Genomic DNA, 20,024 nt, shown 5'->3' with positions numbered 1-20,024 from the left:
TATCCCTGGACCCTCGATCAAACTTCTTTTTCGCCGGTCTCCGGCCAATTGCGGATGTAGTCTTTCAACATCCGATTCTCGAAGTCTTTTTCTTCGAGCACCGCCTTGGCTACATCGTAGAACGACACGACGCCGAGCAAGGTGCCCTCCTCCATCACGGGAAAATAGCGCTGCCGCGTCTGCACCATGCGCAGGCGCAAGGCATCGAGCTCCATGTCGGGATCGGCGACGATGGGCTGGCGCAGCATCGCCTCCTCGACCGTCAACATGCCCCAGGAAGCACAGGCATGATGCACGGCCACCAGCACTTCACGAAAAGTGAGCAGCCCCACCATTTTCCCCGCGTCGAACACCACCAGAGAGCCGATGTCCTGCTCCACCATCACCGCCACCGCGTCGGAGAGGAAACGATTGGGGGTAATGGTGAAGAGCGCCGTTCCCTTGATCGCCAAGATCTCCCGTACTTTCATGGTTTCCTCTCCCTACGCACGTGGTCGAAAGCGACTCAGCGCAGCAGCTGGTCGCGCTTGTCCTTGACCTTGGCCCATTCATCGGCATCGGGCAAAGGATCCTTGCGCTCCACGATCGGCGGCCATTGCTTGGCGAGTTCGGCGTTCAGAGCAATGAAATCGCGCTGATCGGCCGGAACATCGTCCTCCGCATAAATCGCCTCCACGGGGCATTCTGGTACGCACAGCGAGCAGTCGATGCACTCATCGGGGTCGATCACCAGCATGTTCGGCCCCTCGCGGAAACAGTCGACGGGACAGACATCCACACAATCGGTATACTTGCAGCGAATGCACGCTTCGGTCACGACATAGGTCATGGGAAAACCCCTTTGCTTGCGAACACCGGGCAAACGACATCCCGAGTTTTTTGCATTTATACCACGCTCCCCGTATTTTGCGCCCCATCATGCCCGATTCGACGTCGATCCTCTTGACGTCTCGTCGCCAATGCCCTAAGTTACGCCCTATTGCCCCGAAGCCATACGGCCGGGGCTTTCCTTCTCACCCCCTATCAGTCCATCCCCGAGACACACGATGAGCGAACACATCCATCACGTGAGCGATTCCACCTTCGAGCAAGAAGTCCTACAGGCAAAAATGCCTGTGCTGCTCGATTTTTGGGCCGAATGGTGCGGCCCATGCAAGATGATCGCTCCGATCCTAGACGAAATCGCCCAAGAGTATGCAGGAAAGCTCAAGGTCTGCAAGCTCGACATCGATCAGAACCCCGAAACCCCTGCCAAATACGGCGTGCGCGGCATTCCAACGCTGATGCTCTTCAAAAACGGCAACGTCGAAGCCACTCGCGTCGGCGCGATGGCCAAATCCCAACTCGTCGCCTTCATCGACAGCAATCTTTGACGCCGGCCGCGCGACCGGCGTAATTTCGGCGTATTTTTCAGGCCGGCCTTTCGTGCCGGCGCACTTTCAGACTTTCCCCGTCTGGCGGCCCGCGTCGATCTTCGCGGCGTGCCTTCTCAGATCTCATTGACTACAGAACCTTCATCGACCAAAAACCATGCATCTGTCCGAGCTCAAGTCGCTGCACGTCAGCCAGCTCCTGGCGCTAGCCACCGAACAAGGCATCGAAGGCGCCAACCGCCTGCGCAAACACGAACTCGTGTTCGCCATGCTGAAGAACCGCGCCAAGAAAGGCGAACCCATCTTTGGCGAAGGGGTATTGGAGGTCCTGCCGGAAGGCTACGGCTTTCTGCGCTCACCCGATACCTCCTATCTCGCCAGCCCCGACGACATCTACGTCTCGCCCTCACAGATCCGTCGCTTCAACCTGCACACGGGTGACACCATCGAGGGCGAGATCCGTATCCCCAAGGAAGGAGAGCGTTACTTCGCCCTGGTGAAGCTCGACCGCATCAATGGCGAAGCACCCGAGAAGTGCAAGCACAAGATCCTCTTCGAGAACCTAACTCCCCTGCACCCGAACGAAGCCTTCAAGCTCGAGCGCGACATCCGCAGTGAGGAAAACCTCACCGGTCGGGTCATCGACATCATCGCCCCGATCGGCAAAGGCCAGCGTGGCCTCATCGTCGCCCCGCCCAAGACGGGGAAAACGGTGATGCTGCAGCACATCGCGCATGCCATCACCTCGAACCATCCCGACGTCGTGCTCATCGTGCTCCTGATCGACGAGCGTCCCGAAGAGGTCACCGAAATGCAGCGCTCGGTGCGCGGCGAAGTGGTCGCCTCCACCTTCGACGAGCCGGCCTCACGCCACGTACAGGTGGCCGAGATCGTCATCGAGAAGGCCAAGCGCCTCACCGAGCACAAGCGCGACGTGGTGGTGCTGCTCGATTCGCTCACCCGCCTGGCGCGCGCCTACAACACCGTCGTCCCCTCCTCAGGCAAGGTGCTCACCGGCGGCGTGGACGCCAACGCCCTGCAAAAGCCCAAGCGATTCTTCGGCGCGGCGCGCAACCTCGAAGAAGGCGGCAGCCTCACCATCATCGCCACGGCGCTCATCGACACCGGCAGCCGCATGGACGACGTGATCTACGAGGAATTCAAGGGCACGGGCAACATGGAGCTGCACCTCGACCGGCGCATGGCGGAGAAGCGCGTCTACCCGGCGATCAACGTCAACCGCTCCGGCACGCGACGCGAAGAGCTCCTGATGAAACCGGACATCCTGCAAAAGGTGTGGATCCTGCGCAAGCTCCTCTACGGCATGGACGATCTGGAAGCCACCGAATTCCTCCTCGACAAGCTCAAGGCGACGAAGAACAACGCCGAGTTCTTCGACGCCATGCGCCGGGCCTGAGTGCGCACGGACGGAACCAGAACACTCCTTGTCGTTTTTCTCGACACAAAAAAACCGCGGCTCCAGGCCGCGGTTTTCGTTCACCCCCTGCGCTCGGCGAAGGTCGCGCTCACTTGTCGTAGCGGTAGAACCCTTCGCCCGTCTTGCGTCCGAGCTTGCCCGCCTCCACCATCTCGACGAGCAGCGGCGCCGGGCGGAATTTCGGATCCTTGAACCCCTCGTAGAGCACCTGCATCACCGCGAGCTCCACGTCCAGGCCGATCAGGTCGGCCAACGCCAGCGGACCGATCGGGTGATTGCAGCCCAGTTTCATCGCCTCGTCGATCCCCTCGGCGCTCGCGAGCCCCTCTTGCAGGGCGAAGATCGCCTCGTTGATCATGGGGCACAGCAGGCGATTGACCACGAAGCCCGGGCTGTTTTTCACCGCCACCGGCGTCTTGCCCAGCGCCTTGGCGATCGCCTCGGCCTTCTGGTAGGTCTCGTCGGACGTCTGCAGACCGCGGATGAGCTCAATGAGAGCCATTACCGGCACGGGGTTGAAGAAGTGCATGCCGATCACGCGCGACGGATTTTTGGTGGCCGCAGCGATCTTGGTGATGGAAATGGAAGACGTGTTGGATGCGAGGATCGCCTCCGGCTTGGCAAGCGCGTCGAGTTTGGCGAAGAGTTCGAGCTTGAGCGCCTCGTTTTCGCTCGCCGCCTCGATCACCAGGTCGGCCGCAGCCACACCGTCGAGCTGGGTCACCGTTTCGATGCGCGCGAGCGCCGCGTCTCTATCCGCCGCCGTGAGTTTCTCTTTTTTCACGAGGCGGTCGAGGTTGCCAGAGATCGTGGCGCGCGCCCGTTCGAGCTGCTGCGCGGAAATGTCAAAGAGCTGCACCGAAAATCCGCTCTGGGCCGCGACCTGAGCGATGCCGCTGCCCATCGTTCCTGCACCGACGATGAAGATGGTCTGCATGAATGACTCCTCTTGGGGGAAGGGAAACGCCGATCGATCGTTGCAGCGTACCACAAAAATGCATCTTGCAAAAATCGGAAGACTTGGTGCCCGGGAAGGGACTCGAACCCCCACGCCTTGCGGCGCCAGAACCTAAATCTGGTGCGTCTACCAATTTCGCCACCCGGGCTGACCAAACCATTATAATCCAAGCTCACTGCCGCAACGATCAGGACCGGAGATGACCCGCAAGATTCTCGTCACGAACGCGCTGCCCTATGCCAACGGCGACATCCATCTCGGCCACCTCGTGGGCTACGTACAGGCCGACGTCTGGGTGCGCTACCAACGCATGTGCGGGCACACGGTCCATTACGTCTGCGCCGACGACACGCACGGCACCCCCGTGATGCTGCGCGCGGAAAAAGAAGGCATCACGCCCGAAGCGCTGATCGCCCGCGTCCAGCAGGAACACGCCCGCGATTTCGCCGATTTCCTCGTCGCCTTCGATCACTACCACAGCACGCACAGCGAGGAAAACCGCTTTTTCGCCGAAGACATCTACCGCAAGCTCAAGGCGGCAGGCTTGATCGAAGCGCGCGAGATCGAGCAGTTCTACGACCCGGTCAAAGGCATGTTCCTGCCGGATCGTTTCCTCAAAGGGGAATGCCCTCGCTGCGGCGCGCCGGATCAATACGGCGACAACTGCGAGGCGTGCGGCGCGGCCTACTCGCCCACCGAACTCAAGAACCCCTATTCCGCCGTCTCCGGCGCCAAGCCCGTCCTCAAGAAGAGCGAGCACTACTTCTTCAAACTCTCGGATCCCCGCTGCGTCGAATTCCTGCGCCGCTGGACGCGCGGCACCAACGCGCGCGGCGAACCCCACCTGAGCCTCGAGGCCGCCAACAAGATCCGGGAATGGCTCGGCGAAGAAGGCGAGAACCGCCTCTCGGACTGGGACATCACGCGCGATGCCCCCTACTTCGGCTTCGAGATCCCGGGCGCGCCCGGCAAGTATTTCTATGTCTGGCTGGATGCCCCCATCGGCTATCTGGCGAGTTTCCTCGCGCTCGCCAAGCGCCGCGGCAACCTCGACGTGGCCGAGTACATCGACGCACGGCGCGCCGCCGAAGCCGGCACCGAGATGGTGCATTTCATCGGCAAGGACATCCTCTACTTCCACGCCCTCTTCTGGCCGGCGATGCTGCACTTTTCCGGCTATCGCACGCCCACGCGCGAGTACGTCAATGGGTTCCTCACCGTCGACGGCGCCAAGATGAGCAAGAGCCGCGGCACCTTCATCACCGCCCGCTCCTGGCTCGAACACGGGCTCGACCCGGAATGGTTGCGCTACTACTTCGCCACCAAATCGAACGGCACCTTCGAAGACATCGATCTCAGCTTCGACGACCTCATCGCCAAGGTCAATAGCGACCTCGTCGGCAAGTACGTCAACATCGCCAGCCGTACCGCCCGCTTCATCGGTGAGCGCTTCGACGGCCGGCTCGGACCCGTCGACGCCGAAGCGCTCGCCCCTTTCAAGGCCGCCCACCGCGACGAGCGGCTACATCGTGCGTTCGAAGACGCCGACTACGGCCGGGCGCTGCGCGAGGCGATGGCGCTCGCCGACGCCGCCAACCACTACATCAACGAGCACAAGCCCTGGGAACTGGCGAAAACCGGTGAACTCGATCGGCTGCACCGCGTCTGCTCCACGGCGCTCACCATGTTTCGCGATCTCACCCGCCTCCTCAAACCCGTCCTGCCGCGCACCGCGGCGCGCGTCGAGCGATTCCTCGCCATCGAACCGCTGTGCTGGAAGGAAGACTGGGCGCCGCTGCCGGCCGGGCATCGGATCGAACCCTACGAGCACCTCCTCACCCGTATCGAACGCAAGGCGATCGACGCGCTCATCGAAGCCAACCGCGAAGCGCTCGCCCCGATCACCCCTCCCACCAAACCCGCTGCGGCGAAGCCCGAATCGGCCGCACCGATCACGCTCGAGCAGTTCCTCGGTGTCGACCTGCGCGTAGCGCGCGTCATCGCCGCCGAGCCGGTCGAGGGGGCCGACAAACTGCTGCGGCTCTTGCTCGACGCGGGCGAACGCGAGGAAGACGGCAGCGCCCGGGTACGACAAGTCTTCGCCGGCATCAAATCCGCCTACGACCCCGCCGCGCTCGTCGGCCGCCTGGTCGTACTGGTGGCCAATCTCGCACCGCGCAAAATGAAGTTCGGCGTCTCGGAAGGCATGGTGCTCGCCGCTTCCGACCCGGATGGTACGCATCCAGGAATCTATCTGGTTTCCCCCGACGAGGGCGCCCTCCCCGGCATGAGGATCAAATGATCTTTTTCAAACCGCGCCTCGTCGATACGCTACGTGCTTATGACCGCGGACAACTGATCGCAGACGTCTCCGCTGGCCTAACGGTCGGCGTGCTGGCGCTGCCGCTCGCGATGGCCTTTGCGATCGCCAGCGGCATGTCCCCTTCGGCCGGCATCTGGACGGCCATCGTCGCCGGATTCCTCATTTCGGCGCTGGGCGGCTCGCGCGTGCAGATCGGCGGCCCCACCGGCGCCTTCATCCCCATCGTCTATGGCATCGTCGCCATACACGGAGAGGCGAACCTGCTGGTGGCGACCATGCTCGCCGGTCTGATGCTCTTCGCGCTGGGCGCCGCCCGACTCGGCACGCTGGTGCGTTTCATTCCTCTGCCCGTGGTCATCGGATTCACCAACGGCATCGCGGTGGTGATCTTCCTCTCCCAGATCAAGGACTTCCTCGGGTTGGCGATCGAGAAAGTACCCGCCGAGTTCTTCGGCAAGATGCATGCGCTCGCCACGGCGCTGCCCACGGCGCACTGGCCTACCCTCACCTTCGGGCTTGCCTCGCTCGCCTTTCTCCTCACCTGGAACCGCTACGCGTCCCGCTCCCGCTGGCTGGCGCGCCTGCCAGGGCCGCTGGCGGTGCTGATCGTCGCCACCGCCGTGAACATGCTCTTCTCCTTGCCCCTGGAGACCATCGGCACGCGCTTCGGCGGCATCCCGCAAACGATCCCGACACCGAGTTTCCCGGCGTTCGATCTCACCAAATTGGGGCAACTGCTGCCGCCGGCGATCGCCATTGCGCTGCTCGGCGCGATCGAGAGCCTGCTCTCGGCGCGGGTGGCCGACAGCATGATCGATGATCGACACGACCCGAACCAGGAATTGATGGCGCAGGGCATCGCCAACGTCGTCGCCCCGCTCTTCGGCGGCTTCGCCGCCACCGGCGCCATCGCCCGCACCGCCACCAACGTGCGCGCCGGCGGACGCACACCCGTGGCCGGCATGGTGCATGCACTCACCCTGCTCGCCGTCGTGCTCGTGCTCGCGCCGCTCGCCGCGCACGTGCCGCTCACCACGCTCGCCGCCATCGTCTTGGTGGTCGCAGTCAATATGGGCGACTGGCACGAAATGTCGCCCACCGCACTCAAGCGTTTCAGCACCAAATACCGCGTGATACTGCTCACCACCTTCGCGCTCACCGTGCTCTTCGACCTCACCATCGCCGTCGAGGTCGGCATGGTGCTCGCGAGCCTCGCCTTCATCTACCAGATGGCGCGTTTCACCCACGTGGATCGCTTGCCGCTCGAGCGTCGCCCCGACGCCGCGCGTTTCCTTCGCCCCGACGGCTCCCTGCGCGTGGCTGCCTACCGCATCTCCGGAGCACTCTTTTTCGGCGCCATCCACAAGCTCGATGAAATTCTCGACACGCAGGATTGGCCCGACGTGGTCGTGCTCGACCTGGGTAAACTCGTGAGCATCGACGCTTCGGGCCTGGACACCCTACGCGCCATCGCCCGCGAACTCGACAAACGCGGCATCCCTCTGGTGCTCGCCGAACCGAGCCGCGAAACGTTCCGCACGCTGCGCAAGGCGGGATTCCTCGACGAAATCGGCCGTGAGAACGTGCGACGCACCTTCGAGGACGCCTTGGCGCACGCCGCGACCTTGCAGCGACGCGAACCATCGATTTCCTATACGTAGCGTAGCGGCAAGCAGCGAGCGCTGCGGTATACTTGCCCGTTCCCGACGATCGACACCCACCCCACCGCGATGGATTATCTCGGCTTTCGCCTGCGCAACAACCTCTTCGTCGCCCCGATGGCAGGGGTCACGGACCGCCCCTTTCGGCAGCTGTGCAAACGCCTGGGCGCGGGATTGGCGGTCTCCGAGATGGTCACCTCCAATTCGCTCCTCTATGGCAGCGCCAAGACCCTGCGCCGGGCCGACCACACGGGCGAAGTCGAACCCATCGTCGTGCAGATCGCCGGCGCCGACCCCGAAATGATGGCGCAGGCGGCGCGCTACAACGTCGAGCGCGGGGCGCAGATCATCGACATCAACATGGGCTGCCCGGCGAAGAAAGTGTGCAACGTCTATGCAGGTTCCGCGCTCATGCAAGACGAAGCGCTCGCCGCCCGCATCCTGGAAGCCGTGGTGCGCGCCGTGCCCGACACCCCGGTGACGCTCAAGATGCGCACCGGCTGGAACCGCGCCAACAAGAACGCCCCGCGCCTGGCGCGCATCGCCGAATCCTGCGGCATCCGGGCGCTCGCCATCCACGGCCGCACCCGGGCCGATCAATACATGGGCGAAGCGGAATACGACACCATCGCGCTGGTGAAGACCCTCGTCTCCGTTCCCGTGATCGCCAACGGCGACATCAACACGCCCGAGAAAGCCCGCGCCGTGCTGGACTACACCGGCGCCGACGGTGTGATGATCGGCCGCGCCGCCCAGGGGCGCCCCTGGCTCTTTCGCGAGATCGAACACTACCTCGCCACCGGAAAGCACCTGCCGCCGCCCTCGCCGGCCGAGATCCGGGCCCTGCTGCTCGAGCACCTCGAAGACCTCTATGCCTTCTACGGTGAAACGACCGGCGTGAAGGTCGCGCGCAAGCACATCTCCTGGTACACCAAGGGCCTCGTCGGCTCGGCGGCTTTCCGCCAACGCATGAACCGGCTCGAGACGGTGGCCGAACAGCGCGAGGCGATCGACGAATTCTTCGGCGAACTCGCCAGCCGGGGGATCGAACCCCTGGAAACGACCGACGAGGTCTGCGCATGAAACCGATGCCCAAATGCCGCGACGAGCTCGGCCGGGCGGTGCTCGCCACGCTCGAGCGCTATTTCCACGACCTCGAGGGCCAGACGCCCACGGGTCTGTACGCGCTGGTGATGGACCGGGTCGAGAGCGAACTCATCCGCTACATCCTCGCCCGCGCCGACGGCAACCAGACGCTGGCGGCACAGATGCTCGGCATCAACCGCAACACGCTACGGCGCAAGATCCAGCAATACCATCTCGGCTGACCTTCACGCACGGAAATCATCATGACGGAAAGATACGCACTCCTCAGCGTCTCGGACAAGACCGGGATCGTCGAATTCGCCCGAGGGCTCGAACGGCTGGGCCTGCGGCTGCTCTCCACCGGCGGTACGGCCCAGGTGCTGCGTGAAGCCGGGTTGAACGTCACCGACGTGGCCGAACACACGGGATTTCCCGAGATGCTAGACGGTCGCGTCAAGACCCTGCACCCCCGCGTGCACGGCGGCATCCTCGCGCGGCGCGACGACGAAGCCCATCTGGCCGCACTCGCCGCCCACGGCATCCCCCTCATCGACGTCGTGGCCGTCAACCTCTACCCCTTCGAGCAGACCGTGGCGCGCCCGGGCTGCACCCTCGAAGAGGCGATCGAGAACATCGACATCGGCGGTCCGGCCATGGTACGCGCCGCGGCCAAGAATCACGGCAACGAGCAAGGGGGCGTGGCCGTGCTCACCGATCCGGCCGACTATGCGCCGCTGCTCGACGAGATGCACGCCAATGGCGGGCGTGTGAGCCATGCCACCCGTTACCGCCTCGCCGCCAAAGCCTTCACGCACACGGCGCGCTACGATGCCGCCATTTCCCACTACCTCACCGCCCGCACCCCGGCGGGCGAGACGAGCCCATTTCCCACCGCCTTCCAGCCGGCCTTCGACAAGGTGCAGGACCTGCGCTACGGCGAGAACCCGCATCAGAGCGCCGCTTTCTATCGTGACCCGAGGGCGGCTGCGGGTGGCATCGCCCAGGCGCAGCAATTGCAAGGCAAGGAACTCTCCTACAACAACCTCGCCGACGCCGACGCCGCCTGGGAATGCGTCAAGAGCTTCGCCGCGGATGCCGACGGCCCCGCCTGCGTCATCGTCAAGCATGCCAATCCCTGCGGCGTCGCGCTCGGGGAAACCCCGCTCGAAGCCTATCAGCGGGCGTTTGCCACCGACCCCACCTCCGCCTTCGGCGGCATCATCGCCTTCAACGTACCCGTCGACGAGGCAGCGGCGCAGGCCGTCTCAGGGCAGTTCCTCGAAGTACTCATCGCGCCGGGCTATACCCCCGAGGCACTCGAAGTGCTGGCGGCGAAGAAGAACGTGCGCGTGCTGCGTTGCCCTCTGGGCGTCGATCCCACCCAATGGGAATACAAGCGCATCGGCGGGGGGCTCCTGGTGCAGACGCCGGATGCCGTCTCCTTCGACCCGGACCAGCTGCGCGTCGTCACCCGCCGCCTGCCCACACCCGAAGAAATGCGCGATCTCCTCTTCGTGTGGCGCGTGGCCAAGTACGTCAAGTCGAACGCCATCGTCTATGGCAAGGAACGGCGCACCGTCGGCATCGGCGCGGGTCAAATGAGCCGGGTCGACTCCTCGCGCATCGCCGTAATCAAGGCGCGCAACGCCGGTCTGGAGGTGCGCGGCAGCGTGGTCGCTTCCGACGCCTTCTTCCCCTTCCGCGACGGGCTCGACGTACTCGCCGAAGCCGGCGCCACCGCCGTCATCCAACCCGGCGGGTCGGTGCGCGACGAAGAGGTGATCGCCGCAGCCGACGAGCATGGCCTGGCCATGGTCTTCACCGGCATCCGCCATTTCCGTCATTGACCGTCCGAACAGAATGAGCAAACCCCCTATGAATAAACACGGCCTCACCGTGATGGTCATCGGCAGCGGCGGGCGCGAACACGCGCTCGCCTGGAAGCTTGCCCAATCGCCGCGCGTGCAGCACGTCCTCGTCGCCCCGGGCAACCCCGGCACCGCCCGCACGGAGAAATGCCGCAACGTGCCGGCGAGCACGATCGAACAATGGCTCGACGCCGCCCGCCAAGAACACGTCGATCTCACCGTCGTCGGACCGGAAGCGCCTTTGGCCGCCGGTATCGTCGACGCTTTCCGCGAAGCGGGGCTTGCGATCTTCGGCCCGACCCAGGCCGCTGCCCAGCTCGAAGCGAGCAAGGATTTCGCCAAGCGTTTCATGCAGCGCCACGGAATTCCCACCGCCGCGTACCAGACCTTCGCCGACGCCGCGCAGGCGCACGCCTGGGTCGAGGCCAAAGGAGCCCCCATCGTCGTCAAGGCCGACGGGCTCGCCGCCGGCAAAGGGGTGGTGGTAGCGCAGACCCTTGCCGAGGCCCACGAGGCGATCGACCGCATGCTCGTGGCCAACGCCATGGGGGACGCCGGCGCGCGCGTGGTCATCGAGGAATTCATGGAAGGCGAAGAGGCGAGCTTCATCGTCATCGCCGACGGGCGCAACGCCTTGGCCTTGGCCACCAGCCAGGACCACAAGCGCCTGCTCGACGGCGACCATGGCCCCAACACCGGCGGCATGGGCGCCTACAGCCCCGCGCCGGTGGTCACCCCCGACGTGCACGCCCGCGTCATGCGCGAGATCATCCAGCCCACGCTCGCCGGCATGGCCGCCGAGGGCACGCCCTACGCCGGCTTTCTCTACGCGGGCCTCATGATCTCGCCGCAGGGCGAACCGCGGGTGGTCGAATTCAACTGCCGCCTGGGCGACCCCGAGGCGCAGCCGCTGCTCGCGCGGCTCAAGACCGACCTGGTCGAGCTCATCGAAGCGGCGCTCGCCGGCTCCCTGCTCGAAATCGAAGCGCAATGGGACCGTCGTCCGGCGGTGGGTATGGTGCTCGCTGCAGCCGGCTATCCGGAAGCCCCGCGCAAAGGCGACGTCATCACGGGGCTGCCCGAGGAATGCACCCCCCTCGAACCCAAGGAACCGGTGCTCGTCTTTCATGCCGGTACCGCCGAGCGCGAAGGACAGATCGTCACCAACGGCGGGCGCGTAGTGTGCGTCACCGCCCTTGGCGAAACCTTGCGCGAGGCGATCGCGCGCGCCTACGCCATGGCCGACCGCATCGAGTTCGCCGGCAAACAGATGCGCCGCGACATCGGCCACCGGGCGCTCAACCGCCACCACCCATGACGCCCGACACCGCCGCGATCCGGCATCATTTCCTCGCGCTGCAGGCGCGCATCGTGGCGGCGCTCGCCAGAATCGACGGCCGCCCATTTCGCGAAGATCGTTGGCAACGGCCCGAGGGCGAAGCGCTCGTGGGCGACGGAGTGAGCTGCATCACCGAAGACGGCCCGGTGCTCGAGCGCGGCGGCGTCAATTTCTCCCATGTGCGCGGCGCGAGCCTGCCGCCTTCGGCGAGCGCACGGCGCCCCGAGCTCGCCGGGCGTGCCTTCGAGGCGCTGGGCGTGTCGCTCGTGCTGCACCCCCGCAATCCTTACTGCCCCACCGTACACCTCAACGTGCGTGCCTTCGTCGCCACCGCCGAAGGATCGCCGCCCGTGTGGTGGTTCGGCGGCGGCATGGATCTCACGCCCTACTACCCCTTCGTCGAAGACATCGTGCACTTTCACCGCACCTGCCGCGACGCGGTGCTGGGCGCGGGTTTCGACGAAACGCAGTACCGGCACTACAAACGCTGGTGCGACGAGTACTTCTACCTGAAACATCGCGAAGAGCCACGCGGCGTGGGCGGGCTCTTCTTCGACGATCTGGGGGCCGACGGCACCATCCCCTTCGAATCGGCCTGGCGCCTCACCCAAGCCGTGGGAGACGCCTTCCTTCCGGCCTATCTCCCCCTCCTCGAGCGGCGGCTCGCCCACCCTTACGGCGAGCGCGAGCGCGACTTCCAAGCCTACCGCCGCGGCCGCTACGTCGAATTCAACCTCGTGTGGGATCGCGGCACCCATTTCGGCTTGCAAAGCGGCGGGCGCACCGAAGCCATCCTCATGTCGCTACCGCCGCTCGCCCGCTGGCGCTACGACTGGCACCCCGAGCCCGGCAGCCCCGAGGCGGCGCTCTACGAAGCGCTCAGGCCGCGCGATTGGGCCGAACGCTCGGCCGAGACGCCCCTCACCGGAACGGAATGAAGATCGGCGAGACGTCGATCGTCACGCCCGGCCCATAGTAGGGTCGGGCATAGCGGTATTCGACTACCCGAGGCGGCGGGGCCCAATGGTGATGGACCACCGTTTTCTCACGCACCACCGTCACCGGCCGGTAATCCCGATGATGTCGCCAATGGTCATGGCGTTCGATCACCACCACGTCCGGACGGCCATGAGCTTTACCATGCCATGGCTTGCCCGCCCATGCGGGCGAAGACCCCAGCAGCACGATCCCCAGACCGAGGACGATCTTCTTTTTCATATTCATCATCCTTCCTCCACGGAGCACGTTCCTATCTCCATCAAAGCTTAACTCCGTCGATCTCGCGACGCGGTAAAAAAGTGTTTCTCCCTGCCCGCTCCACGATCCCCCTTCTTGCTACAATGGACGAGCGCAAACGCCTTACGCCGTCATTGGAGCCCCCATGCCTCCACGCCACACCAAGATCGTCGCCACGCTCGGGCCGGCGAGCTCCAGCCTTGAGGTACTCGGTCGCATGATCGATGCCGGGCTCGACGTCGCCCGGCTCAATTTCTCGCACGGCAGCCCCGACGAGCATCGTGCCCGCGCCCGGCTGGTGCGCGAACTCGCCCTCGGGCGGGAAAGGCCCGTGGGGCTACTCGGTGACCTGCAAGGACCGAAGATCCGCATCGGTAAATTCGCCCACGGAAAAATCACGCTCGAGCGCGGCCAGCCATTCATCCTCGACGTCCACTGCCCCGTGGGCGACGAGACCCGCGTCGGGCTCGACTACCCCGATCTGCCGCGCGACGTCCGCCCCGGCGACGTACTGCTGCTCGACGACGGCAAGATCCGGCTGCAGGTCGATTACGTCGCCGGCGATCGCATCCATACCACGGTGCTCGTGGGCGGCGTGCTCTCCGATCACAAGGGCATCAACCGGCAGGGCGGCGGCCTCTCGGCCCCGGCGCTCACCGCCAAGGACATGGAAGACATCCGGCTTGCCGCCGAACTCGACGTCGATTTTCTCGCCGTATCCTTCCCCAAGAACGCCGCCGACATCTACATGGCCCGCCAGCTCATGCGCGCCGCCGGCGGACACGCGCTCATCATCGCCAAGATCGAACGCATCGAAGCGGTGCAAAATCTCGAGGAAATCCTGGAGGCGAGCGACGGCATCATGGTCGCACGCGGCGATCTCGCCGTCGAAGTGGGCGATGCGGCGGTACCGGCGCTACAGAAAAAGATGCTGCGGCTCGCGCGCGAGCACAAACGGCTCACCATCACCGCTACGCAGATGATGGAATCGATGATCGAAAGCCCGGTGCCCACGCGCGCCGAGGTCTCGGACGTGGCCAACGCCGTGCTCGACGGCACCGACGCGGTCATGCTCTCGGCCGAGACCGCCAGCGGCCGCTATCCGGTCGAGACGGTGGAAGCCATGCACCGCGTCTGCCTCGAAGCCGAACGCTCCCAGGAGAGCTCGCTCGATCGCGAGCTGCTCGATCGGGTCTTCACCCGCATCGACGAGGCGATCGCCATGTCGGCGATCTGGACCGGCTGGCACTTGCGCGTCAAGGCGATCGCCGCCATGACCCAGACCGGCGCCACCGCCCTGTGGATGAGCCGGATCAACTGCGGTGTCCCCATCTTCGCGCTCACCCCCGACGAGCACACGCGCAACCACATGACGCTCTATCGTCAGGTCACGCCCATCCTCGTGTCGCAAGTCCACCAGGACCGCGACGAAATGCTGTGGGAAGCGGAGAAGATCCTGCTCGAGCGCGGCATCGTCGCCTACGACGATCTCATCGCGCTCACCATCGGCGAACCCATCGGCGTGCCCGGCGGTACCAACACCCTCAAGATCGTGCGCGTCGGCCAGACCCTGCGAGCCGCCGCGCCGCCGGTGTAGAATCCGCCCGAACGATCCGCTTCAAGGAGAAACGTCCCATGCCTCTCGTCTCGATGCGCCAGCTGCTCGATCATGCCGCCGAACACGGCTACGGTATTCCCGCCTTCAACGTGAACAACCTCGAACAAGTGCAGGCGATCATGGAAGCCGCGGCCGAGACCGACAGCCCCGTGATCATGCAAGCCTCGGCCGGCGCGCGCAAGTATGCCGGCGAACCCTTCCTGCGCCACCTGCTGCTCGCCGCGGTCGAATCCTACCCCCATCTGCCGGTCGTGATGCACCAGGATCACGGCCAGACCCCGGCCGTGTGCATGACCGCCATCCGCTCCGGCTTCACCAGCGTGATGATGGACGGATCGCTATTGGAAGACGGGAAAACCCCTTCCTCCTACGAATACAACGTGGCCGTCACCCAGGAAGTGGTACGCTTCGCCCACTACATCGGCGTGACGGTCGAAGCCGAGCTCGGTTGTCTGGGCTCGCTCGAGACCGGCAAGGCGGGCGAAGAAGACGGCATCGGCGCGGCCGGCACGCTCGAGCACTCGATGCTGCTCACCGACCCCGAGCAGGCCGCCGACTTCGTGCGCGCCACGCAGTGCGACGCCCTGGCGATCGCCATCGGCACCAGCCACGGCGCCTACAAGTTCTCGCGCAAGCCCACCGGCGACATCCTGGCCATCGAGCGCGTCAAGGAAATCCACGCCCGGCTGCCCAACACCCACCTCGTCATGCACGGCTCCTCCAGCGTGCCGCAGGAGCTGCTCGAAGAAATCCGGCGCTACGGCGGCGACATGAAAGAGACCTATGGCGTGCCCGTCGAGGAGATCCAAACCGCCATCCGCTACGGCGTGCGCAAGATCAACATCGACACCGACATCCGTCTGGCGATGACCGGCGCGATCCGCCGCTTCTTCGCCGAATCGCCCGACAAGTTCGATCCGCGCGAATATCTCAAACCGGCGCGCGCCGCCGCCAAGGCCCTGTGCAAATCGCGCTACGAAGCGTTTGGCTGCGCCGGCATGGCGAGCAAGATCAAACCGATCCCGCTCGAGAAAATGGCCGAGCGCTATCGCTCGGGTGAACTCGCCCAGCAAGTACGCTGATTCCCGAGCCCGCCGTGTGCGGGCTTTTTCTTCTTAGGAGGAGACATCCATGAATGAAGACCGCATCAGCCGCTTTCCCGTCGCTCGGCTCGACGAGCTGCCCGAAGACATCCGCGCCCGCATCCTCGCGGCGCAAGAAAAGACCGGATTCATACCCAACGTCTTCCTCGCCCTCGCCCACCGGCCCGAGGAATTCCGCGCCTTTTTCGCCTATCACGACGCGCTCATGGAGAAGAACACCGGCCTTACCAAGGCTGAGCGCGAGATGATCGTGGTCGCCACCTCGGCGGCCAACGACTGCCTCTACTGCGTGATCGCCCACGGAGCCATCGTGCGCATCCGCAGCAAGAACCCGCGCCTGTCGGACCAGCTCGCCGTCAATTACCGCCGCGCCGAAGTCACCCCGCGCCAGCGCGCCATGCTCGACTACGCCATGAAAGTGGCGCTGCGCTCGGCTGAGGTCACCGACGAAGACTTCGCCGCCTTGCGCACTCATGGTTTCACACTCGACGACATTTGGGACATCGGCGCCATCGCCGCTTTCTACGGCATGAGCAACCGCATCGCCAACATGAGCGCCCTGCGACCCAACGACGAGTTCTACGCCATGGGACGGAGCTGAACACGGCAAAAAATCCTGCCCTCTGGGCGCCCGGGCGCCGCGAAAAAACGTCGAGAAGAAACGAGGCAGCGGGTCGGCTCGCCACCTCGTCGCGGTGGATTTATGACCGAAATTCATAAACAAACCTCTCCAGCCGGCTTGGCGAACGCGTCCTCCTCTTCTATCATCGCCCACCTCGACTTCGAGATGACACGTTGAGGTGATGGCGATGCGTTCCCTTGTCTGCTCCTGCCGCTCACTCCTGGTGACGTTCCTGCTGGGTTTTGCCGCCTTCGCCGCCGCGCAAACCCAGCCGGTGCGACCTTTGCTCACGCCGGACGAGCTCGTGCCGCTGCTGCGCGATCCCGGCGTGCGCGTGCTCGACATCCGCCCCGCCGCGGAATACGCCACGGGACACCTTCCCGGTGCGGTCAATATTCCTTACGGTGTCTTTCGCGGCCCGGCCGACAACCCCGGTGCCCTGCCCTCCGAACAGACGCTGACCGAAGCGCTGCGCCGCGCCGGCATCGACCAAAACGTCCATGTGATCGTCGCCCATGCGGGCAAGGACGCCACCGACTTCGGCGCCGCCGCGCGCGTCTACTGGACGCTCAAGGTGGGTGGGCTCACGCGCTTGTCGGTGCTCGACGGAGGCACCCTCGGTTGGGCCGAAGACGGTCACGATCTCGTCACCGCCGAACCTCGCCCCGAGCCCAGCAACTTCACCGTCCGTTTCGATTCCCGACGCATTCTCAGTACCGAGGCCCTGGCCGAACGCCTCCAAACCGGCTCGCCCACCCGGCTCATCGATGCCCGCCCCGAACCGTTCTTCCACGGTGAGACCCGCCACGCTGGCGCGGCACGCTACGGCACGCTGCCCGGCGCGGCATCGCTGCCGCATACACGCTTCTTTGCCGCCGACGGCAAACGGCTCAAGCCCCTGGAGGAGCTTCGCGCCATCGTCGCCCGGGAAGACCTGATCGGCTCGGAACCCGCGGTTGCCTTCTGCAACACCGGTCATTGGGCCGCTACCGACTGGTTCGTGCTCTCGGAACTCCTGGGCCACGAAGACGTGCTGCTCTACCCCGAATCGGTGGTCGCCTGGAGCCGGCGCGACCTGCCGATGGACCACGAACCCTCCCGCTTGCAGGCGCTGGTGCGCGAGGCCAAGCGCTGGGTCGCCCAGTGAGGTCCACCATGTTGGTTCGCCGTGTCGTCCTCGTCACCGGCGCACTCGCGTTGGTGTTCGCCATCACCTTGCTCGCCGGCTTGCGCCAGGGGCTACTGACGCTGCTCGGGCTCGGATTCGGCGCCGTGCTGCAGGGCTGCCGCTTCGGCTTCACCACCGGCTGGCGCGACTACATCGAGCGGCGCAATCCGCACGGGCTGTGGGCCCAGCTGCTCTTGCTTGCACTCGCCTCCGGTCTGATGCTGCCGCTGCTGGCCGCGCACCCCGGCGAACTCGTCGGCGCGGTGGCTCCCCTCACGCTCAGCCTGCTGCTCGGCGCGTTCCTCTTCGGCGCGGCGATGCAGCTCACCGACGGCTGCGGCTCCGGCACGCTCTACAAGGCGGGCGCCGGGTCGCCGCTCTCGGTGGTGGTGTTGCCCACTTTCATGCTCGGCAGTTTCCTTGGCGCCTCGCATCAGCCGGCCTGGGTCGCCCTCGGGGGTCTGCCGCCCGTCGACCTGCTGCGCTACGGCTGGCCGACGGCGCTCGCCCTCACGCTAGCCGGCTGCGCTCTGGTGGCATTGCTCACCCTGCCGCATGCCCGCAGCGCTGGTCCCTGGCCGCGGCGCTGGGTGATCGGCGCCATCCTGCTCGCCTTGCTCGCAGCACTGCACCTGATCGTGGCCGGTCAGCCCTGGGGCATCGTCTATGGCGTAGGGCTATGGGGTGCCAAGGCGTTTGCCGCCCTGGGATGGAACCCTGCCGCCGATCCCTTCTGGAGCGTGGCCCCGCACGCAACGCGCTTGGTCGAACCCATCGTGTTCGACGTCACCTCGGTCACCAACTTCGGACTGCTCTACGGCGCCTATGCCGTCTCGCGCTGGCGCGCCCCCGTGACCACCAACCTGCCTTCGGCACGACGCCTACTGGTCGCAGCCACCGCGGGCCTGATACTGGGCTATTCTTCCCGAATGGCCTTTGGCTGCAACGTCGGAGCCTTCCTGGGCGGGGTGAGCTCGGCCAGCCTCCATGGGTGGATATGGTTCGCCATGGCCTTCCTCGGCTCGATCCTGGGCGTGCGCCTGCGCCGTCGAATCGAAGCGACGGCCACCTGAGAGAGAAGCAAATGGACACGACACTCTGGTTTCGCCGCCTCACGGCCCTTTTTTGGCTGGCGCTCACCGGCCTGATACTCCTTGACGCCTTGACCGCCCACCGCTATCGTCCCGAACCACCGCCGATCGCGCTCGGCAGCGGCCAAGCCCCGAGCGGCGGTCACTGCTCCGGCCGTTGAATCGCGCTGCCTCATCCCAAAACCCGCATCGATGGGCGCATCTACAGCGCTGAAACGGCGTTATACTGCAGGGTCGATACGCAGGACTGCCATGTCGATCAAACACCCCATCATCGCGGTCACCGGCTCTTCTGGCGCAGGTACGAGCACCATCACCCGCACCTTCGTGCGCATCTTCGAGCGCGAAGGGGTCAATGCCGCCGTGGTCGAGGGCGATGCCTTCCATGCCTTCGACCGTGCCGAGATGCGTCGGCGCATCGCGGAAGAGGCCGCCCGTGGCAATCATCACTTCAGCCATTTCGGCCCCGAGGCGAACCTGCTCGACGAGCTGGAGAATCTCTTTCGCTCCTACTCGGAGAGCGGCACTGGCCGCACGCGCCACTACCTGCACGACGTCGAGGAAGCAGCGAAATACGGCGGGAAGCCTGGTACGTTCACCCCGTGGGAGCCTCTGCCGGAAAACACCGATCTCCTCTTCTACGAGGGGCTGCACGGCGGGCTCGTCACCGAGACCCACGACATGGCGCGTTTCGTGGATCTCTTGATCGGCGTGGTGCCCATCATCAACCTCGAGTGGATCCAGAAACTGTGGCGGGACCGCAGCGAGCGCGGCTATTCCACGGAGGCCGTCACCGACACCATCCTGCGCCGCATGCCCGACTACGTGCGCTACATCTGCCCGCAGTTCAGCCGCACGCACGTCAATTTCCAGCGCATCCCGGTGGTCGACACCTCCAACCCCTTCATCGCCCGCGACGTGCCCACCGCCGACGAGAGCCTGGTGGTGATCCGCTTCGCCAACCCGCGCGGCATCGACTTTCCCTACCTGCTCAACATGATCGCCGATTCCTTCATGAGCCGCGCGAACACCCTGGTGATTCCCGGCGGCAAGATGGAACTGGCGATGCAGCTCATCTTCACCCCCTTCGTCTGGCGTCTGATGGAGCGGCGCCAGCGGGTAATGGGGGTACTCTAGCGC

At 65.2% G+C, this 20,024-nt stretch carries 20 protein-coding genes and 1 tRNA gene; 16 read left to right on the top strand and 5 right to left on the bottom strand.

Annotated elements, in window-relative coordinates:
• Positions 1–17: 17 nt before the first annotated feature.
• Both EPD80_RS05615 and fdxA read right to left on the bottom strand, forming a co-directional pair.
• Positions 18–470: a CBS domain-containing protein gene (locus EPD80_RS05615; RefSeq protein WP_142804947.1), complete on the bottom strand. Its 453-nt coding sequence runs from the start codon at positions 468–470 to the stop codon at positions 18–20.
• Positions 471–505: 35 nt separating this feature from the next.
• On the bottom strand, positions 506–829 hold the full coding sequence (gene fdxA, locus EPD80_RS05610) for a ferredoxin FdxA (RefSeq protein ID WP_142810098.1): 324 nt from the start codon (positions 827–829) through the stop codon (positions 506–508).
• Between the two features lie 217 nt (positions 830–1,046).
• Here fdxA and trxA point away from each other — a divergent pair, with 217 nt between their 5' ends.
• Together trxA and rho are read left to right on the top strand one after the other, a co-directional pair.
• Positions 1,047–1,373: a thioredoxin TrxA gene (trxA, locus tag EPD80_RS05605; RefSeq protein ID WP_142804945.1), complete on the top strand. Its 327-nt coding sequence runs from the start codon at positions 1,047–1,049 to the stop codon at positions 1,371–1,373.
• A 157-nt stretch (positions 1,374–1,530) separates the two neighbouring features.
• Positions 1,531–2,790 (top strand): transcription termination factor Rho, encoded by a 1,260-nt coding sequence (gene rho, locus EPD80_RS05600; protein ID WP_142804944.1) that lies wholly within the window; start codon positions 1,531–1,533, stop codon positions 2,788–2,790.
• A 109-nt stretch (positions 2,791–2,899) separates the two neighbouring features.
• Here the strand turns inward: rho and EPD80_RS05595 are convergent, their stop codons facing one another.
• Together EPD80_RS05595 and EPD80_RS05590 are read right to left on the bottom strand one after the other, a co-directional pair.
• On the bottom strand, positions 2,900–3,748 hold the full coding sequence (locus tag EPD80_RS05595; RefSeq protein WP_142804943.1) for a 3-hydroxybutyryl-CoA dehydrogenase: 849 nt from the start codon (positions 3,746–3,748) through the stop codon (positions 2,900–2,902).
• 84 nt (positions 3,749–3,832) lie between these two features.
• Positions 3,833–3,917, bottom strand: a tRNA-Leu gene (locus EPD80_RS05590).
• A gap of 51 nt (positions 3,918–3,968) precedes the next feature.
• Here EPD80_RS05590 and metG point away from each other — a divergent pair.
• From metG to hemF, 7 genes are all read left to right on the top strand, one after another.
• A complete protein-coding gene (metG, locus tag EPD80_RS05585) occupies positions 3,969–6,071 on the top strand; it encodes a methionine--tRNA ligase (RefSeq protein ID WP_142810096.1) in 2,103 nt (700 codons plus the stop codon).
• Complete coding sequence (locus tag EPD80_RS05580) at positions 6,068–7,753, top strand: SulP family inorganic anion transporter (protein ID WP_142810092.1); 1,686 nt, start codon at positions 6,068–6,070, stop codon at positions 7,751–7,753. The genes metG and EPD80_RS05580 overlap by 4 nt, the downstream gene beginning before the upstream one ends.
• A gap of 69 nt (positions 7,754–7,822) precedes the next feature.
• Positions 7,823–8,836, top strand: coding sequence for a tRNA dihydrouridine synthase DusB (gene dusB / locus EPD80_RS05575; protein ID WP_142810089.1), 1,014 nt, complete (start codon positions 7,823–7,825; stop codon positions 8,834–8,836).
• The gene (locus EPD80_RS05570) at positions 8,833–9,081 is read left to right on the top strand and encodes a helix-turn-helix domain-containing protein (RefSeq protein WP_221928867.1); all 249 of its coding nucleotides are present in this window, start codon (positions 8,833–8,835) and stop codon (positions 9,079–9,081) included. Before dusB ends, EPD80_RS05570 begins: the two co-directional genes overlap by 4 nt.
• Positions 9,082–9,102: 21 nt before the next feature.
• A complete protein-coding gene (gene purH / locus EPD80_RS05565) occupies positions 9,103–10,686 on the top strand; it encodes a bifunctional phosphoribosylaminoimidazolecarboxamide formyltransferase/IMP cyclohydrolase (RefSeq protein ID WP_142804939.1) in 1,584 nt (527 codons plus the stop codon).
• Positions 10,687–10,699: 13 nt separating this feature from the next.
• Positions 10,700–12,025 (top strand): phosphoribosylamine--glycine ligase, encoded by a 1,326-nt coding sequence (purD, locus tag EPD80_RS05560; RefSeq protein WP_221928866.1) that lies wholly within the window; start codon positions 10,700–10,702, stop codon positions 12,023–12,025.
• Positions 12,022–12,984 carry an oxygen-dependent coproporphyrinogen oxidase gene (gene hemF, locus EPD80_RS05555; protein WP_142810086.1) on the top strand — a complete coding sequence of 321 codons (963 nt, stop codon included), beginning with the start codon at positions 12,022–12,024 and terminating at the stop codon, positions 12,982–12,984. Before purD ends, hemF begins: the two co-directional genes overlap by 4 nt.
• Here the strand turns inward: hemF and EPD80_RS05550 are convergent.
• Positions 12,968–13,264, bottom strand: a complete 297-nt coding sequence (locus tag EPD80_RS05550) for a hypothetical protein (protein ID WP_142810084.1) — start codon at positions 13,262–13,264, stop codon at positions 12,968–12,970. The two genes, hemF and EPD80_RS05550, sit on opposite strands and share 17 nt — an antisense overlap.
• 163 nt (positions 13,265–13,427) lie before the next feature.
• On the opposite strand from EPD80_RS05550, the gene pyk reads away from it, so the two are divergent.
• The 7 genes from pyk (at position 13,428) to EPD80_RS05520 (ending at position 20,021) form a co-directional block, all read left to right on the top strand.
• Positions 13,428–14,879, top strand: a complete 1,452-nt coding sequence (gene pyk / locus EPD80_RS05545) for a pyruvate kinase (protein WP_142810080.1) — start codon at positions 13,428–13,430, stop codon at positions 14,877–14,879.
• A gap of 38 nt (positions 14,880–14,917) precedes the next feature.
• Positions 14,918–15,982 carry a class II fructose-bisphosphate aldolase gene (fba, locus tag EPD80_RS05540; protein ID WP_142804934.1) on the top strand — a complete coding sequence of 355 codons (1,065 nt, stop codon included), beginning with the start codon at positions 14,918–14,920 and terminating at the stop codon, positions 15,980–15,982.
• 49 nt (positions 15,983–16,031) lie between these two features.
• Positions 16,032–16,604: a peroxidase-related enzyme gene (locus EPD80_RS05535; RefSeq protein WP_142804933.1), complete on the top strand. Its 573-nt coding sequence runs from the start codon at positions 16,032–16,034 to the stop codon at positions 16,602–16,604.
• 208 nt (positions 16,605–16,812) lie between these two features.
• Complete coding sequence (locus tag EPD80_RS05530) at positions 16,813–17,772, top strand: sulfurtransferase (RefSeq protein WP_185957720.1); 960 nt, start codon at positions 16,813–16,815, stop codon at positions 17,770–17,772.
• An 8-nt stretch (positions 17,773–17,780) separates the two neighbouring features.
• Positions 17,781–18,866 carry a YeeE/YedE family protein gene (locus EPD80_RS05525; RefSeq protein WP_142804931.1) on the top strand — a complete coding sequence of 362 codons (1,086 nt, stop codon included), beginning with the start codon at positions 17,781–17,783 and terminating at the stop codon, positions 18,864–18,866.
• Between the two features lie 11 nt (positions 18,867–18,877).
• Positions 18,878–19,045, top strand: a complete 168-nt coding sequence (locus tag EPD80_RS11330) for a hypothetical protein (RefSeq protein ID WP_185955399.1) — start codon at positions 18,878–18,880, stop codon at positions 19,043–19,045.
• Positions 19,046–19,136: 91 nt separating this feature from the next.
• Positions 19,137–20,021, top strand: a complete 885-nt coding sequence (locus EPD80_RS05520; protein ID WP_142810076.1) for a phosphoribulokinase — start codon at positions 19,137–19,139, stop codon at positions 20,019–20,021.
• Positions 20,022–20,024: the final 3 nt, after the last annotated feature.

The sequence above is a fragment of the Tepidiphilus olei genome (genome assembly GCF_006980705.1).
Classification (GTDB): domain Bacteria; phylum Pseudomonadota; class Gammaproteobacteria; order Burkholderiales; family Rhodocyclaceae; genus Tepidiphilus; species Tepidiphilus olei.
This window is presented reverse-complemented; position numbering and strand designations above follow the sequence as displayed.

What these genes read in the sequence shown, in the direction of transcription:
- EPD80_RS05595 (WP_142804943.1), bottom strand. Translation starts at nt 3,748, where the DNA reads ATGCAGACCATCTTCATCGTCGGTGCAGGAACGATGGGCAGCGGCATC.
- EPD80_RS05520 (WP_142810076.1), top strand. Translation starts at nt 19,137, where the DNA reads ATGTCGATCAAACACCCCATCATCGCGGTCACCGGCTCTTCTGGCGCA.
- EPD80_RS05550 (WP_142810084.1), bottom strand. Translation starts at nt 13,264, where the DNA reads ATGAAAAAGAAGATCGTCCTCGGTCTGGGGATCGTGCTGCTGGGGTCT.
- purH (WP_142804939.1), top strand. Translation starts at nt 9,103, where the DNA reads ATGACGGAAAGATACGCACTCCTCAGCGTCTCGGACAAGACCGGGATC.
- EPD80_RS05535 (WP_142804933.1), top strand. Translation starts at nt 16,032, where the DNA reads ATGAATGAAGACCGCATCAGCCGCTTTCCCGTCGCTCGGCTCGACGAG.
- EPD80_RS05530 (WP_185957720.1), top strand. Translation starts at nt 16,813, where the DNA reads ATGCGTTCCCTTGTCTGCTCCTGCCGCTCACTCCTGGTGACGTTCCTG.
- trxA (WP_142804945.1), top strand. Translation starts at nt 1,047, where the DNA reads ATGAGCGAACACATCCATCACGTGAGCGATTCCACCTTCGAGCAAGAA.
- fdxA (WP_142810098.1), bottom strand. Translation starts at nt 829, where the DNA reads ATGACCTATGTCGTGACCGAAGCGTGCATTCGCTGCAAGTATACCGAT.
- EPD80_RS05525 (WP_142804931.1), top strand. Translation starts at nt 17,781, where the DNA reads ATGTTGGTTCGCCGTGTCGTCCTCGTCACCGGCGCACTCGCGTTGGTG.
- EPD80_RS05570 (WP_221928867.1), top strand. Translation starts at nt 8,833, where the DNA reads ATGAAACCGATGCCCAAATGCCGCGACGAGCTCGGCCGGGCGGTGCTC.
- EPD80_RS05580 (WP_142810092.1), top strand. Translation starts at nt 6,068, where the DNA reads ATGATCTTTTTCAAACCGCGCCTCGTCGATACGCTACGTGCTTATGAC.
- hemF (WP_142810086.1), top strand. Translation starts at nt 12,022, where the DNA reads ATGACGCCCGACACCGCCGCGATCCGGCATCATTTCCTCGCGCTGCAG.
- dusB (WP_142810089.1), top strand. Translation starts at nt 7,823, where the DNA reads ATGGATTATCTCGGCTTTCGCCTGCGCAACAACCTCTTCGTCGCCCCG.
- fba (WP_142804934.1), top strand. Translation starts at nt 14,918, where the DNA reads ATGCCTCTCGTCTCGATGCGCCAGCTGCTCGATCATGCCGCCGAACAC.
- purD (WP_221928866.1), top strand. Translation starts at nt 10,700, where the DNA reads ATGAGCAAACCCCCTATGAATAAACACGGCCTCACCGTGATGGTCATC.
- EPD80_RS05615 (WP_142804947.1), bottom strand. Translation starts at nt 470, where the DNA reads ATGAAAGTACGGGAGATCTTGGCGATCAAGGGAACGGCGCTCTTCACC.
- pyk (WP_142810080.1), top strand. Translation starts at nt 13,428, where the DNA reads ATGCCTCCACGCCACACCAAGATCGTCGCCACGCTCGGGCCGGCGAGC.
- metG (WP_142810096.1), top strand. Translation starts at nt 3,969, where the DNA reads ATGACCCGCAAGATTCTCGTCACGAACGCGCTGCCCTATGCCAACGGC.
- rho (WP_142804944.1), top strand. Translation starts at nt 1,531, where the DNA reads ATGCATCTGTCCGAGCTCAAGTCGCTGCACGTCAGCCAGCTCCTGGCG.
- EPD80_RS11330 (WP_185955399.1), top strand. Translation starts at nt 18,878, where the DNA reads ATGGACACGACACTCTGGTTTCGCCGCCTCACGGCCCTTTTTTGGCTG.